Below are 15,352 nucleotides of genomic sequence, written 5' to 3'. Positions count from 1 at the left end.
ATGACCCACCGTATTCTGATCCTCGGCGGCACCACCGAAGCCCGGCAACTGGCCGGAAAACTGGCGGCGCGCGCCTCGGTCACGCTGTCGCTGGCTGGCCGCACTGAAAGCCCGGTCGCGCAAGGCGTGCCGGTGCGAACGGGGGGCTTTGGCGGTGCCGATGGATTGGCCGATTATTTGCGGAAAGAGCCTATCGACCTGCTGATCGACGCGACGCACCCCTATGCGGCGCAGATCTCCGCCAATGCGGCGCAAGCCGCCCGCGTGGCCGGTGTGCCGATCCTTGCGCTGCGACGCCCCGGCTGGGAGCCTGTCGAAGGCGACCGCTGGACTGAGGTCATTACATCCGGCGATGCCGCGCGAGCGCTTGGACTGGCGCCGCGCCGTGTTTTCCTGGCGCTGGGCCGGCAAGAGGTCGCTGCTTTCGAAGCTGCGCCCCAGCATCATTATCTCGTCCGCAGCGTCGACGCGATCGAGCCCAAGCTTGCCGTGCCGGATGCGAGCTATCTTCTGGCCCGTGGCCCGTTTCGTGAGGCGGAGGAACGCGCGCTGCTCGAAAAGCAACGCATCGATGTCGTCGTGTCCAAGAACAGCGGCGGCGAAGCGACTTATGGCAAGATCGCCGCGGCGCGGGCGCTTGGCCTCGAGGTGGTCATGATCCAACGGCCAGTCTTGCCGGATGTTCCCGCGGCTGAAAGCGTTGAAGCGCTGACCGTGTTGGTCGATCATTTTGTCCGTCCCGTGGACGAGCGCGGCGTGTAGACCAGCGCCGGCTTCTCCGCGCGCTTGATGATGCGGGTCTCCGGCGAGCCGATGATGATGCAGGTCGCCATGTCGGCCTTCTCTGCCTCGACATCGGCCAGCAGATAGACCTCGATGCGCTCATCCGGGCGGCCGGCGGCGCGGCCGAAAATCACTGGTGTGGTACCAGGCAGGATCGCGGTCAGGCATTCGAAGGCGCGGCCGAGCTGCCAGGGGCGCGCCTTGCTGATCGGGTTATAGAGCGCGATGACGAAGCCGGCGCCGGCCGCCGCCAGCAGGCGCAGTTCGATCAACTCCCATGGCTTCAGATTGTCGGACAGCGAGATGGCGCAGAAATCATGGCCGAGCGGCGCGCCGATGCGGGCGGCGACCGCCAGCATGGCGGTGATGCCGGGCACCACAGCGACATCGACCGCGCGCCATTCGGCCGGGCCGGCCTCGATCGCCTCGCAGACGGCCGCCGCCATGGCGAACACGCCGGGGTCGCCACCGGAAACCACCGCGACGTCGTGGCCCTCGGCGGCTTTGATCAGTGCGTCCTTGGAGCGGGCGAGTTCCTCGCGATTGTCGGAAGCGACGCGGGTCTGTTCCGGGCGCAATTCCAGCCGGTCGAGATACGGTTTGTAGCCGTAAAAGAATTTCGCCTCGGCGACGGCGCGGCTGGCTTCCGGAGTGACTTGATCGGCATTGCCGGGCCCAAGGCCGATGACAGTGAGACGGCCGCTCATGCCTGCGCTCCCACGGCGCCGGGGCGGCCGGACCAGCCGGCGACCAGCACGATGGCGAAATAGGGCGCCTTGTCGTCCGGCTTGTCGGCCAGCTTCATCGACACGCTGCCGGCCATGGTGCCGCGCTCGACATAGACGGCGCGCGACAGCTTGGCCGTAGCCTCCAGCGCCCGCCTGATCTTTGGCAGGTTACGGCCGACCTTCATGATGACGGCGGCATCGGTGTCAGCCAGCCGGCGCGTCAGCTCGAACTCGCTCATCGTGCCGGGCAGCACGGTCAGCACGTCATCGCCCTGGACGATCGGGATACCAGTCTGCGACCAGCAGCCGGACATAGCGGTTACGCCGGGAATGACTTCGGTGGGGAAGCGATGGGCGAGGCGCACATGCAGATGCATGTAGGAGCCGTAGAAAAGCGGGTCGCCCTCGGACAGCACCGCAACCATCTTGCCTGCCTGGAGGTGCTCGGCGACCTTCTCGGCGGACTCCTCGTAGAAAGTCGTGATCTGCGAGCGGTAGTCGTCGTGATCCTTGTCGATTTCGGTGGTGACGGGATAGAGCAGCGGCAATTCCGTCATTTCAGGCCGGAACTGCGCTTCGACGATGGCGCGCGCATTGCTGTTGTTGCCGCGCTTGGCGAAATAGGCCACGACATCGGCTTCCGCCAAGGCCCGCGCGGCTTTCAGGGTCAGCAGTTCGGGGTCGCCGGGACCGGTGCCGACGCCGACGAGACGACCTTTGGGAAGGGCGTTCACAGGCCGGGCCTCGCCAATGAATTGAGCGCGGCGGCGGTCATGGCGCTGCCACCGAGCCGGCCACGCACGATGGCAAAGGGAACGCCGTAGGAATTCTCGGCCAGCGCGTCCTTCGATTCGGCAGCACCGACGAAGCCGACCGGCATGCCGATGATGGCCGCAGGCTTCGGCGCGCCGTCGCGCAGTTTTTCCAATAGATAGAACAGCGCGGTCGGTGCATTGCCGATGGCAACCACCGAGCCCGCCATGCGCTCGCCCCACAAATCGATCGCGGCGGCCGAGCGGGTGTTGCCGATTTCCCTGGCGATGTCGTGCGTGCGCGGATCGCGCAAGGTGCAGATCACCTCGTTGCCGGCCGGCAGCCTGGCGCGGGTGACGCCATGCGAGACCATTTCCGCGTCGCAGAAAATTGGCGCGCCCGCCGCCAAAGCGGTGCGGGCAGCGGCAACCAAATCCGTGGAGAACACAAAATGACTTGAAGATTCGACCTGGCCGCAGGCATGGATCATGCGGATGGCGACATCGGCCTCGGCCTCGGAGAAGCGCGACAGATCGGCCTCGGCGCGGATAATGGCGAAGGAGCGCTCGTAGATCGCCGTGCCGTCATGGATGTAGTCGTAGGCGGCCATGCTCATTTCCGTTTTTCAGTTTGGGCCTGTCGGTAAGCCTCGGCGATACCGGCCGGCCCGAGCCTTGTCAGGCAAGCAGCGGCAGTCTCGCCTTGATATCGTGCGCTGCGGATCATTGCCGCGACGCGGCGGATGCCGCGCGCGGCGTCATAGCCCGGCCTGTAGCCCGCAGGAAGGGCCTTTGCCGTCGCGTTCACGACAAGTCCGGCTCCGTTTTCGCCGCCGACAATCGCTAGGGCTGTCGGGCCGGGATGGGCGCAGCCCTTGGCGCAGCCGGAAATGTGCAGCGTGAAGTCGAGGATGTCGGCGTTTTCAGCGGCAATCGTCTCGGCGATCTCGCGCGTGGCAATGCGGCCGGAGGCGCAGGCCGGCGTGCCGGGGCAAGCGGCAATGCGCGTGCGCGGGTCGGTGGGGGCGGTGACGAAGCCGAGGGCGGTGGCGGTGTGTTGGAGGGGTTGGTTGGCTGCCGGTGGCTGACCGAGGAAGAGCAGGGCGCGGCCGGGGGCTAGGCGGATTTCGGTTGTGTTGAGGGAGAGGGCGTGTTGGGCGAGAGCGATTAGCTTGTCGGCCGGCATGCTGCCGTAGGGGAGGGCGATGCCGAGGGCGGTGGCGTGGCTTACATTGAAGAAGCCAATTGGCCGGCGAGAGTGCTCTACGGCGCCCCCCTCTGTCCTGCCGGACATCTCCCCCTCCAGGGGGGAGATTGCGCTTGGAGAGCCGCGTTCGCCAACTGTCGATGCTGCAAGAGGGGAGCCTGCGGTGAAGCTGCCAATCTCCCCCCTGGAGGGGGAGATGTCCGGCAGGACAGAGGGGGGCGCCGTAGAATGCCAGCCTGCGAGAGAAGCCAATTGTCTCTCCGACAGATCCCTTGCGTGGGCCTCACGGCCTTTTTCGGCAATCATTCTTAGAGCCGCGACGGCGATGTCGCGAGCCGCACCTTCATCAGCAAACGCTAGCGGCTTCGCATTCTGCCCGTCACCCGCGACAGACACCTGCCATTGGATTCTCGCACCACTGCGCGTTGCAGCAAGCCGAACATCGGCCGTCACCGAATCCAGCCCAAGTTGCCCACCGCCATCGACAATCACCGAAACCTTCGGCCCCAACCGTTGCGCAAGCCCAGCTTCTTCGATTGCAGCCCTGATCCGTTCAGCCAGTGGCCGGGGATCGGCAATCTCTTGCGGATCGATGCCAGCCAGCGGGCCGGTCTCGACTGGCACGCCGGTGCGCACCGCGATATCAAGCGCATCGACCTCCGCCGCCAGCAGCATCGCGCTGTCCGTCGTCAGCCCACGTATCTGCAGACTGCCGCGCGCGGTGACTTCCATGATGCCATTGCCATGCCGCAAGGCGGATTCGGCTAACCCGATCAAAAGCTTCGGCGACAATCCTCCAGAAGTCGGGCCTCCAGAAGTCGGACCTCCAGAAGACGGGCCTCCAGCAACCGGATTGAGCCGCACCAAAAGCCCGTCGCCGGTCTGCATCGGCGCCGACAAGGCCGGGCAGGCGCCGCGGCGTGAGAAGGCGTTCATGCCGCCACCCCAAGCGCTTCTGCTTCGGCAATCAGGGCGGTGAGATCGTCATCGACGGAGTTGCGCAGGGGATGCCAGAGGCCACGCCGGCGCGCCGACAGGAAGCGCTGGGCGATGACCTTGGCAGCGGCGGGGTTCTCGCGCAGGATGAAGGCGCGGACCATGGGATCGCCGAGATAGGCATCGTGCACTGCCTCGATCAGCGTGCCCGAAATGGCGTGCGTGGTTTCGGCGAAGCCGACCAGGCGGTCGACGGTTTCGGCAAATTCGGAGGCGCCACGCGGGCCGTGGCGCATCTGTCCCGATATGAAGCGAGGATTGACGGCACGGGCGCGCACCACCCGCGATACGGCCTCACTGAGCGAACGCGGCTTGGGCTTTTGCGGGTCCGTGGTGTCGAGCACGATGACGTCGGCATTCCTGCCGAGCGCCGCAAGGGCTGCGGAAAAGCCGCCGATGAAGGCGACGTCGGCGGAGCCTTCGAGGATGTCGCGGCCGGGGTCGTCGCCGGTGTGGACGAGAAGATCGGCCTCGGCGATGCGGGTTTCGAAGGCGCCGGGCACCGAGATGCCTTCGCCTTCTGCGCCGCCATAGGCGTGCGATGTGGCGTCGAGATAGGCGCGGCCGATTTCTTCGCGCGCCGCCCAGTTGCCGGAGGACAAGATATCCTCGACGCCGGCGCCGTACGTGCCGGGCGAGGTGCCGAAGATGCGCGGGCTGATCTTGCCGTCAGCGCGGGTTTTGGCCGCGAGCGGGTTTTCCGAATCCTCCTCGTCGCGGGCGGCAACCGCGTTGGCGGCGGCATCGATCAGCGCGATCTGGGTCGGGAACATATCGCGGAACAGGCCTGATATGCGCCAGGTGACATCGACGCGTGGCCTTCCGAGCGGCGCCGGCGGCAATACCTCGATGCCGGTGATGCGGCCGGTCGCCGAATCCCATTGCGGCCGGCAGCCCATCAGAGCCAGGCCTTGCGCGATTTCCTCGCCGCCGGTGCGCAGCGAAGCCGAGCCCCAGAGATCGATGACCAGCGAGCGCGGCCAGTCGCCGTGCGATTGCATGTAGCCGCGCACGACTTCCTCCGCCGCTGCCTTGCCCAGATCATAGGCGGTCGGCGTCGGCATGGTGCGCGGGTCCGAGGTGAACAGATTGCGGCCGGTGGGCAAGACGTCCGAGCGGCCACGCGCGGGCGCCCCGGCTGGACCGGCCTTGACGTGGCGGCCATCAAGCGCGGCGAGCAGCGCCGCTTTCTCGGCGTCAGCGCTTTGTCGCCGCATGGCGTCGGGCTCATCCTCAGGGGCGCGGCCATAGATATGCAGCCCATCCTTGATGGCAAAATCCTTGAGGTCGCAGAGCCAGGCGTCGATGCGGCGCAACGCTTCGTCGGGTGCGTCGGTCGTGGCGACGCCGGCTTCGGAGGCGAAACCGGTCTTTTGCGCGGTGTCGACGATCAGCTTCGCCAGACGATCTCGGCGGCGGCGGTCGAGCCCGTCGGCCTGGGCGTATTCATCGACCAGCCGCTCGAGCTTGTGTTGGTTTTCGTCGAGCCCGGCGCCGGTCAGCGGCGGTGGCAGATGACCAAGGGTGACGGCGGCGATGCGGCGCTTGGCTTGCGCCGCTTCGCCTGGGTTGGAGACGATGAAGGGATAGACGACGGGCAAGGCGCCGGTGACGATCTCGGGAAAGCAGTTCTCCGAAAGCGCAACGGTCTTGCCCGGCAGCCATTCCAGCGTGCCATGCGCGCCGACATGGACCAGCGCGTGGACGCCGAGCGACTTTCGCAGCCACAGGCCGAAGGCGATCAGCGCATGGCGCGGGGGCAGCGTCGGATCGTGGTAGTCGGCGCGGCGGTCGGCGGAGCGGCCGCGATCCGGGGCGAGGGCGATGGTGACGTTGCCGAAGGTGGTGGCGCGGAAGGGGAAACTTCGGCGCGAGGCGCCCCCCTCTGTCCTGCCGGACATCTCCCCCTCAAGGGGGGAGATTGGCAGTTTTGACGCTCCGCCCTCTCCTGCAACACTGGAGGTTGGCGAAACCGGTAATGACAGCGCAATCTCCCCCCTTGAGGGGGAGATGTCCGGCCGGACAGAGGGGGGCGCCTCGCGCAGACCCGTCTCATCTTCCACCTTCCCCCAAGCGGCTTCGACCGCAGCGATTGCCGCAGTCGGCAACTCCGTCGAGAAGGCAATGTAGTTATCTAAGGCCAATCCAGTATCGCTGGCTTCCAGCAAATCCAGCAACCCACGCGGCGTCTCCGGAATTCCCTCAACACCATAATCCTGTCCCTTCAGGTCATGCAGAATGGCCAGCACGCTGGACGGCACGTCGAGGCCGACGGCATAGCCGGTGCGGCCGGGGGCGCTGGGATAATCCGGCATCAGGATCGCCAGCTTGCGCTCGGCGCGGGGCGTCTCCTGCAGGCGGATAAAGGCCGCGACGCGGTCAGCCACTTGCGCCACGCGATCCGGTTCCGGCCGGTTGGCGAAAGCGCGGTGGCCAAGTGCTGGATCGATCTCGCTCTCGCCCTTGAAGGAAATGGCGCCGGCCAGGATGCGGCCGTCGAGCTCGGGCAGCACGACATGCATGGCAAGGTCGGCGGGCGCCAGGCCGCGCTGGTTGCTCTCCCAGATGTCGCGGCGGGTGGTGGCGACGATGACCTGGAAGACCGGCACGCCGGCGCGGTCGAACAAGGTCTCATTGCCCGGTTCGGCACCGGACGCGAAAGCGGTAGCGGTGACGATGGCGGCGGGTTTCAGTGAGGCGAGTGCTGTTTCCACGAAGGCCAGGGATGCCGGGTCCTTGAGGGTGGAGACGAAGATGGGGACCGGGTTGATGCCGCGCTGTCGCAGAGCTTCAAAAAGTGCGTCGATTGGCGCGACATCGGCGGCCAGCAGCATCGAGCGGTAGAACAGGATAGGCACGACCTTTCCCTCCCCCTCGAGGGGAGGGTGGCCCGCAGGGCCGGGTGGGGTCGGTACGACCGGACGCGGCGTTTCTTTGAGTCGGCGCGCCTCGGAGAGGACCCCACCCCCGGCCTGCGGCCGGACCCTCCCCTCGAGGGGGAGGGGGACGACGCCGCGGCCGGGTTCGTAGTAGCCAGCTTTGGGCACGGCGACCGGTTCGATGAAAGGCGCATCCTGTCCCGCCAGCCGTGCCAGCCTCCGCACCAGCGCGCTCATATTCGCCGGGCCGCCCTCGCGGAAATAGTCGAGCAGGCCGTCCAACTGCTCGCGCGGCAGCGTCGAGGCTTCGATCAGGCGCAGGTCCTCGTCGCGGCATTCGCCGGGCAGCAGCGCCAGTTTTATGCCGCGTTCGCGGGCAGTCGAGGCGAGCTGGTCGCAGCCGTAGCGCCACCAGTCGTAGCCGCCGAGGATGCGCACCAGGATGATCTTGGCGTGGCGGGCGACGCTGTCGACCCAGAGGTCGACGGACATCGGATGGCGCAGGTCACGCAGTGCGGCCAGCCGCATCGAGGGCAGGCGGCCGGCATCGGCCTTCCAGGCTGCCGCCAGTCCGGCGAGGTCGCTGTCGGTGAAGGACAGGGCCACGATATCCGCCGGCGTCTGCCGCAGATCGACCGGCTCGGCGAGGTCGTCGAGCGAGGCGGATGTCGTGGTGAGGATGTGCATCGCGACCCGTGTCCGAAATCAGCCGGCGAGTATACGCTCGATCGCCGGGCGGTTCAGCCCCTTCAGGCCGATGACGACGAGGCGCGAACGGCGGTCGTCCTGCGCGGTCCAGGCGCGGTCATAGTAATGATTGACGCGCGGCCCGACGGCCTGCAGCAAGAGCCGCATCGGCTTGCCGCCGACCTCGACGAAGCCTTTTACGCGCAGCACGTTCTCTTCTTCGGCGACGGTGGCGACGCGCTTCGCCAGTTCATCGGGATTGGCGATCGAGGCAATGTCGACAATGAAGGTGTCGAAGTCGTCATGCTCATGGTCGAACGCGCCGTCATGGTGGGACTTGCGGTTTTCGATGTCGTCCTCGACGGCCAGACCGAGCCCGAGCAGCACCGAGGGATCGACCTTGCCATGCGACGTCGGCACGATCTTCACCGCGCGGGCGGAGTGTTCGCCAATGATGGCGTTGGCGCGGGCGGTACCGGCGGCGTCCATCAGGTCGCTTTTCGACAGGATGATCAGGTCGGCACAGGCGATCTGGTCCTCGAACACTTCTTCCACCGGATCGTCATGGTCGAGCGTCTCGTCCCCGGCGCGCTGCGCCTGCAGGGCGTCCATGTCGTTGGCGACGCGGCCCTCGGCCAATGCCGGCCCGTCGACCACGGCGATGACGCCGTCGACTGTGACGCGGCTCTTCACGCTCGGCCATTGAAAGGCCTGGACCAGCGGCTTGGGCAGCGCCAGGCCCGATGTCTCGATCAGGATGTGGTCGACCCTCGGCGTCAGCGCGAGAATACGGTCGAGCGCCGGGACGAAATCGTCGGCGACGGTGCAGCAGATGCAGCCATTGGCCAGTTCGACGATATTTTCCTCCGGACAGGTGTCGATGCCGCAGCCCTTCAGGATCTCGCCGTCAATGCCGATGTCGCCGAATTCGTTGACGATGATGGCAATGCGCTTGCCGCCGGCGTTTTCCAGGAGATGGCGGACCAGCGTCGTCTTGCCGGCGCCGAGGAAGCCGGTGACGACGGTGCAGGGAACGCGGGAGAGGTTCGCAGGCGAATCTGGGGCAGTCATGGTCAGTCCTTCAGCATGTCGAGGGGAGGGATGCGGGCAACGAGGCCGCGCTTCAGGCTATCGGGACGGCCACGCCAGGGAATGAGACCGTCGGTCGAGGTGGCGAAAAGCTTGGCTCCGGTGACGAGGTCGGCGCCGCTGGTCTCGGTCAGGTCGCCAAAGACATAGCTCCAGCAGCCGTCGCGCAGGATGGCGGCGCTGAGGCGCCGCTTGCAATTGCCAAGGCATTCGACGCTGCGGATGCGGATGTCGTCGCCAGATGCGGCGCGGCGCGTATCCTCCGCCAGCAATTCGCCGGCGCGGGGATGGGCGTCGGAGCCGGTCTCATTGCGGCAGGAGGCGCAGACAATGATGGTGACGCCGGCCAAGGCATCATCATGGCCGGACGAAATATCCGCTGTGCCAGCCGAAAAACTGCTGTCGTGGTCCAAAGATCGGGCTCCTTGCCCGGAAACCCGCCGGGCGATCGGATTCTAAAGTCGCAGACGGCAGGTCTCCTGGCTCGCGGGTCATCGCCTTGGGTAGCCGCCTTCCCGGGAACTCCCAGTGGCTTTCGGCCTTGGCTCTTCGCTTACAGTTGCGGGGACAGCCGCGGATTTGGGATTTTGCCCCGCACCGCATTCCCTCTTAGCTCTTGCCGTTGCGGGCAAGAGACCATCTGAACCGGATTTAGGCTTTTGCGAGCGGCGGTGTCAACGCGAGCTTACGACATGGCGATGTCGGCCAGCGCCGGACCCAAATCGCCGGCCGGGGTCACTTCCATGCGTTCGAGCCCGAGCCAGCCCTGCATCTGCTTCAATTCCTCGAACAGTTCTGCAGCGGTTTCAGGTGACGCCTTGGGCTCGGCGTAGGCCGCATGGACCCGCAGCACGCTGGCCGGACGATCTGCCTTGAGGTCGACGCGTGCCACGATCCTGTCGCCGAGCAGGAACGGCAGGACATAGTAGCCGTATTGCCGCTTGTCGGCCGGCGTGTAGATCTCGATGCGGTAGTGGAAGTCGAACAGCCGCTCTGTGCGCGAGCGTTCGAAGACGACAGGATCGAACGGCGCCAGCAGGGCGCGGGCCTCGACTTTGCGCGGCAGGCGGGCATCCCGGTGAAGATAGGCCGGCTTGTCCCAGCCTTCGACGCGCATCGGCAGCAATTCGCCGGTTTCAACCAGTTCCTCCAACCGGCCTTTCATATCGGCCGGCGACAGGCGGAAATAATCGCGCAAATCGCCTGAAGTCGCCACGCCGTGGGCGCGGGCGGAAATGCGCAGCAATTCGCGGTGCGCGTCCTCAGGCGTGGGCACTGGGAGGTCGAGGACCGCCTGCGGCAGCACGCGCTCGGGCAGATCATAGAAGCGCTCGAACCCGCGACGGTGCGCCGTGGTGATGCGTCCGGCCCAGAACAGCCATTCGAAGGCATGCTTGGCGTGGCTCCAGCCCCACCAGCCGCCCGAGCCTTTCTGGCCTTCGAGCGCGGAAGCGGCAATCGGGCCGCGCTCGGCGACCTGGCGGTAAATCTCTTCGATATAGGCGGCGTGCTCGCGGCCCCATTTGGCGAGGCCCAGATACATTTCGTCGCCGCGCTCGGCGCGCTGCATGCGCCAGCGCATCAGCGGGTAGGTCTCGACCGGCAGGAAGGACGCCTCGTGCGCCCAGTATTCGAAAACCGTGCGCTTACGCGTCACGGCCGCGTTGTCGAGCAGCGAGAACGGGTAGGGACCAAGGCGCGAATAGAGCGGCATATAATGAGCGCGCACCACCGCGCTGACGGAATCGATCTGCAGCAGGCCGGTGCGGGAGAGGGTGCGGGCAAAATGCCGGCGGTCGGGCGTGCCGGTCGGGCGGGGATCGAGAAACCCCTGGGCGGCAAGCGCGATGCGACGGGCCGTGGGGAGCGAGATCTTTTCCTTCATGCAGGCATCACTTTGAAGTGTTTGACCGAGGGTCGAATGGCTGATTCCAACCCATGCTAGCAGGGTTTTGGCTGCATCCATGTCAGGAGAGAAAAGTGGAGTAAAAAGCGAAGGAAATCAAACAGGAGCGGATCGGACCAGTTTGCCGCGATATGCCGTCCAGGTCGGTGTTTTGAACAAGGTTTGACTTGCTTCGCTGGAAGTGCTGCGCTAACCCTCGCCGCGTTGCAGCATAGGCCCTTAAAACGGTTCAGCGGTTAAACTGTCACGCTTCCGCATTAGGGTCCGGTGCTGTAATCAAAGTGGATTGCGCCAACGGAAAGCCGAGCATGAACGCACTCTTGAGCTCATACCTGCCCATCGTCCTGTTCATAGGCGTGGCGCTGGTTGTCGGCCTGGCGCTGCTGGCCGCGCCCTTCCTGGTGGCCTACCGCAATCCCGATCCCGAAAAGCTTTCCGCCTACGAGTGCGGTTTCAACTCGTTCGACGACGCCCGCATGAAGTTCGACATCCGTTTCTACCTGGTGTCGATCCTGTTCATCATCTTCGACCTGGAAGTGGCCTTCCTGTTTCCGTGGGCGGTGTCGTTTTCGAAGATCGGCATGCTCGGTTTCTGGTCGATGATGGTGTTTTTGGCGGTGCTGACCATCGGCTTTGCCTATGAATGGAAAAAAGGAGCGCTGGAATGGGATTGAACGACAGTTCAGGCACCCTCGTCGCGCCGAAGCCCAAGGGTATTATCGATCCCAACACCGGCAGGCCGGTGGGGGAGGACGATCCCTTCTTCCTCGAGATCAACAACGAGTTGGCCGACAAGGGCTTTTTGGTCACTTCGACCGAGGCGCTCATCACCTGGGCGCGCAGCGGGTCGCTGATGTTCATGACCTTCGGCCTCGCCTGTTGCGCGGTCGAAATGATCCACACCTCGATGCCGCGCTATGATTCGGAGCGGTTCGGTGTCGCGCCGCGCGCGTCCCCGCGCCAGTCCGACATCATGATCGTCGCCGGCACGCTGACCAACAAGATGGCGCCGGCGCTGCGCAAGGTCTACGACCAGATGCCGGAACCGCGCTACGTCATCTCGATGGGCTCCTGCGCCAATGGCGGCGGCTACTACCACTACTCCTATTCGGTGGTGCGCGGCTGCGACCGCATCGTGCCCGTCGATATCTATGTGCCCGGCTGCCCGCCGAGCGCCGAAGCGCTGCTCTACGGCATTCTTCTCTTGCAGAAGAAGATCCGCCGCACCGGCACGATCGAACGGTAAATCCATGACCGCATCCCTGAGCGAACTGTCGAACTATCTCGGCGAGAAGCTGATCGGCCGCGTGAACGAGGCTGATATCGCCTATGGCGAACTCACCATCCATGTCGAGCCGCGCGATCTGGTCGAGGTGATGACCTTCCTGCGCGACGATGCGCGCTGCCAGTTCATCTCGATCATCGACGTCTGCGGCGCCGACTATCCGTCGCGGGCCAAGCGTTTCGACGTCGTCTATCATCTGTTGTCGCCGAAGCAGAATGTGCGCATCCGCGTCAAGGTGCAGGCCGACGAGGAAACCATGGTGCCGTCGATCACCGGCGTGTTCCCCGGCGCCGACTGGTTCGAGCGCGAGACCTATGATCTCTACGGCGTGCTGTTCTCGGGCCATCCCGATCTGCGCCGCCTGTTGACAGACTATGGTTTCGAAGGCCATCCGCTGCGCAAGGATTTCCCGCTGACCGGCTTCGTCGAGGTGCGCTACGACGATGAGGCCAAGCGCGTTATCTATGAGCCGGTCGAGCTCAAGCAGGAATTCCGCAATTTCGATTTTTTGTCCCCGTGGGAAGGTACGGATTACGTCCTGCCGGGTGACGAGAAGGCAAAGCAGTAAATGGCTGAAACCTCCGTCCGCAACTTCAACATCAATTTCGGCCCGCAACACCCTGCGGCGCACGGCGTTTTGCGCCTTGTGCTGGAGCTGGACGGCGAAGTCGTCGATCGCGTCGATCCGCATATCGGGCTCTTGCATCGCGGCACCGAAAAGCTGATCGAGGCCAAAACCTACCTGCAGGCGATTCCCTATCTCGACCGGCTCGACTATTGCGCGCCGATGAACCAGGAGCACGCCTTCGCGCTCGCCGCCGAGCGCCTGCTCGGCATCGAAGTGCCGAAGCGCGGCCAGCTGATCCGCGTTCTCTACTGCGAAATCGGCCGCATCATGTCGCACATCCTCAATGTGACGACGCAGGCGATGGACGTCGGCGCGCTGACGCCGCCGCTATGGGGCTTCGTCGAGCGCGAAAAGCTGATGGTGTTCTATGAGCGCGCCTCCGGTTCGCGCATGCATGCCGCCTATTTCCGTCCCGGCGGCGTCCACCAGGACCTGCCGCAGAAACTGGTCGAGGACATCGGCAAGTGGATCGACCCGTTCCTGAAGTCGATCGACGACCTCGATCAGCTGCTGACCGGCAACCGCATCTTCAAGCAGCGCAATGTCGACATCGGCATCGTCTCGCTGGCCGATGCCTGGGCCTGGGGTTTTTCGGGCGTGATGGTGCGCGGTTCGGGTGCTGCCTGGGACCTGCGCAAGTCGCAACCCTATGAATGCTATTCGGAAATGGATTTCGACATTCCGATCGGCAAGAACGGCGACTGCTTCGACCGGTACCTCGTGCGCATGGAAGAAATGCGCCAGTCTGCGAAGATCATGCGCCAGTGCGTCGATCTCCTGCTCGGCAAGGAAAGCACCGGGCCGGTGTCGAACCTCGACGGCAAGGTGGTGCCGCCCAAGCGCCAGGCGATGAAGCGCTCGATGGAAGCGCTGATCCATCACTTCAAGCTCTACACCGAGGGTTATCGCGTGCCGGCCGGCGAGGTTTACGCCGCGGTCGAGGCGCCGAAGGGCGAATTCGGCGTCTATCTCGTTTCCGACGGCTCCAACAAGCCCTACCGCTGCAAGCTGCGCGCGCCGGGTTTCGCGCATCTGCAGGCGATGGATTTCCTCTGCCGCGGCCACATGCTGGCCGACGTCACCGCCGTTCTCGGCTCCCTCGACATCGTGTTTGGTGAGGTCGATCGCTAAATGTCAGTCCGCCGTCTCGCAGAAGCCAGCGTCCAGCCAGCATCCTTCGCCTTCAACCGGGCGAACGCGGCTGCGGCGAAGCAATGGATCAAGAAGTACCCGAAGGGCCGTGAGCAGTCGGCCATCATTCCCTTGCTGATGATAGCGCAGGAGCAGGAAGGCTGGGTGACGAAGGCGGCCATCGAGACGATTTCCGACATGCTCGGCATGCCGCGTATCCGCGGGCTCGAAGTCGCGACCTTCTACACGCAGTACCAGTTGAATCCGGTCGGCACGCGTGCGCATATCCAGGTCTGCGGCACCACGCCCTGCATGCTGCGCGGTTCGGAAGCGCTGATGGATGTGTGCCGCTCCAAAATCCATCACGACCAGTTCCACGCCAACGACAAGGGCACCTTGTCCTGGGAAGAGGTCGAATGCCTTGGCGCCTGCGTCAACGCGCCGATGGTCATGATCTTCAAGGACACGTTCGAGGATCTGACGCCGGAACGCCTGGCTGAAATCATTGATCTCTATGACGCCGGCAAGGGTGCTTCGGTGGAACCGGGGCCGCAGAACGGCCGCACCGGCTCCGAGCCGGCCTCCGGCCTCACCACGCTGAAGAGCGAAAAGGCGATCCTCAAGTCGACCCGCGAAAGGGAGGCCAGGGAGGCCGCCAAGGCCGCCAGGGCGGCGCCCGACGCGATCATCGCGGCGCCTGTGCCGGGGCCGGCCGCGGCCCCTGTCGCACCGTCCAACACCAGCAAGCCGAAGACCGACGCCCCTGAAACCAGCCCGGCATTGAAGACGCCTTCAAAAACCAAGGTCGCGCCGGCGGTTGAAAAGGCGGCGAGCGTTGCCGCGCCGCTGCATTCGGCCGCCAACGCCAACAAGGCGGACTCCAAGGTCGAGCAGGTTTCCAAGCAGCGCAGCGGTCCGATAACCAAGGCCGAGCCGGCATCCGCCTTCAAGGCGCCGGAGGTCAAGGTGCCGGCGGCCAAGCCGGCCAAACCGTCGCTCGGGGACAAAAACCGTCCGGCCGGAATCGATAAACCGGCACAGGTCGACGACCTCAAGCTGATCTCCGGCGTCGGCCCCAAGATCGAGGGCATCCTGCATACGCTCGGCATTTTCACCTTCGCGCAGGTCGCGTCGTGGAAGAAGGCCGAACGCGAGTGGGTGGATGGCTATCTCTCTTTCCAGGGCCGCATCGATCGCGACGACTGGGTCAAGCAGGCCAAGGCGCTCGCCAAGGGTGGCGTCGCCGAATACATCCGCGTCTTCGGCAAGAAGCCGGTCTGA

Annotated in this window: 14 protein-coding genes and 1 riboswitch; of the genes, 6 read left to right on the top strand and 8 right to left on the bottom strand. The window is 65.1% G+C overall.

Going from position 1 to position 15,352, the window contains the following annotated elements; all coding sequences use genetic code 11:
* Complete coding sequence (locus tag NP503_RS22430; RefSeq protein WP_127270798.1) at positions 1 to 762, top strand: cobalt-precorrin-6A reductase; 762 nt, start codon at positions 1 to 3, stop codon at positions 760 to 762.
* Here the strand turns inward: NP503_RS22430 and NP503_RS22425 are convergent.
* The 8 genes from NP503_RS22425 to NP503_RS22390 all read right to left on the bottom strand — a co-directional run bounded on the left by NP503_RS22425 (position 726) and on the right by NP503_RS22390 (position 11,006).
* The gene (locus NP503_RS22425; RefSeq protein WP_127271898.1) at positions 726 to 1,490 is read right to left on the bottom strand and encodes a precorrin-3B C(17)-methyltransferase; all 765 of its coding nucleotides are present in this window, start codon (positions 1,488 to 1,490) and stop codon (positions 726 to 728) included. The genes NP503_RS22430 and NP503_RS22425 overlap by 37 nt on opposite strands.
* A complete protein-coding gene (locus NP503_RS22420) occupies positions 1,487 to 2,245 on the bottom strand; it encodes a precorrin-2 C(20)-methyltransferase (protein ID WP_127271900.1) in 759 nt (252 codons plus the stop codon). The genes NP503_RS22425 and NP503_RS22420 overlap by 4 nt, the downstream gene beginning before the upstream one ends.
* Positions 2,242 to 2,874 carry a precorrin-8X methylmutase gene (locus NP503_RS22415; protein ID WP_127271902.1) on the bottom strand — a complete coding sequence of 211 codons (633 nt, stop codon included), beginning with the start codon at positions 2,872 to 2,874 and terminating at the stop codon, positions 2,242 to 2,244. Before NP503_RS22415 ends, NP503_RS22420 begins: the two co-directional genes overlap by 4 nt.
* A gap of 2 nt (positions 2,875 to 2,876) precedes the next feature.
* Positions 2,877 to 4,406 carry a precorrin-3B synthase gene (gene cobG / locus NP503_RS22410; protein ID WP_127271904.1) on the bottom strand — a complete coding sequence of 510 codons (1,530 nt, stop codon included), beginning with the start codon at positions 4,404 to 4,406 and terminating at the stop codon, positions 2,877 to 2,879.
* A complete protein-coding gene (cobN, locus tag NP503_RS22405; RefSeq protein WP_127373086.1) occupies positions 4,403 to 8,032 on the bottom strand; it encodes a cobaltochelatase subunit CobN in 3,630 nt (1,209 codons plus the stop codon). The genes cobG and cobN overlap by 4 nt, the downstream gene beginning before the upstream one ends.
* 18 nt (positions 8,033 to 8,050) lie before the next feature.
* Positions 8,051 to 9,103: a cobalamin biosynthesis protein CobW gene (gene cobW / locus NP503_RS22400; RefSeq protein ID WP_127271613.1), complete on the bottom strand. Its 1,053-nt coding sequence runs from the start codon at positions 9,101 to 9,103 to the stop codon at positions 8,051 to 8,053.
* A gap of 2 nt (positions 9,104 to 9,105) precedes the next feature.
* Positions 9,106 to 9,534: a DUF1636 family protein gene (locus NP503_RS22395; protein ID WP_127272623.1), complete on the bottom strand. Its 429-nt coding sequence runs from the start codon at positions 9,532 to 9,534 to the stop codon at positions 9,106 to 9,108.
* Between the two features lie 38 nt (positions 9,535 to 9,572).
* A riboswitch (cobalamin riboswitch) is annotated at positions 9,573 to 9,777 on the bottom strand.
* A gap of 29 nt (positions 9,778 to 9,806) precedes the next feature.
* The gene (locus NP503_RS22390; protein WP_127268492.1) at positions 9,807 to 11,006 is read right to left on the bottom strand and encodes a winged helix-turn-helix domain-containing protein; all 1,200 of its coding nucleotides are present in this window, start codon (positions 11,004 to 11,006) and stop codon (positions 9,807 to 9,809) included.
* 329 nt (positions 11,007 to 11,335) lie between these two features.
* Between NP503_RS22390 and NP503_RS22385 the strand changes: the two genes are divergently transcribed.
* Genes NP503_RS22385 through NP503_RS22365 form a run of 5 tightly spaced genes read left to right on the top strand, consistent with a single transcriptional unit; the run spans position 11,336 to position 15,352 of the window.
* On the top strand, positions 11,336 to 11,701 hold the full coding sequence (locus NP503_RS22385; RefSeq protein WP_010910112.1) for an NADH-quinone oxidoreductase subunit A: 366 nt from the start codon (positions 11,336 to 11,338) through the stop codon (positions 11,699 to 11,701).
* Entirely contained in the window at positions 11,692 to 12,273 is a 582-nt protein-coding gene (locus NP503_RS22380; protein WP_013531090.1) for an NADH-quinone oxidoreductase subunit B family protein, read from the top strand. The genes NP503_RS22385 and NP503_RS22380 overlap by 10 nt, the downstream gene beginning before the upstream one ends.
* 4 nt (positions 12,274 to 12,277) lie before the next feature.
* On the top strand, positions 12,278 to 12,880 hold the full coding sequence (locus tag NP503_RS22375; protein WP_127268493.1) for an NADH-quinone oxidoreductase subunit C: 603 nt from the start codon (positions 12,278 to 12,280) through the stop codon (positions 12,878 to 12,880).
* Positions 12,881 to 14,071, top strand: a complete 1,191-nt coding sequence (locus NP503_RS22370; RefSeq protein ID WP_127260745.1) for an NADH-quinone oxidoreductase subunit D — start codon at positions 12,881 to 12,883, stop codon at positions 14,069 to 14,071.
* The gene (locus tag NP503_RS22365) at positions 14,072 to 15,352 is read left to right on the top strand and encodes an NADH-quinone oxidoreductase subunit E (protein WP_127268494.1); all 1,281 of its coding nucleotides are present in this window, start codon (positions 14,072 to 14,074) and stop codon (positions 15,350 to 15,352) included.

It is taken from the genome of Mesorhizobium sp. SEMIA396 (assembly GCF_024518615.1).
GTDB lineage: Bacteria > Pseudomonadota > Alphaproteobacteria > Rhizobiales > Rhizobiaceae > Mesorhizobium.
Note: the sequence above shows the minus strand (reverse complement) of the source record. Positions and strands in the feature narration are given on the sequence as shown.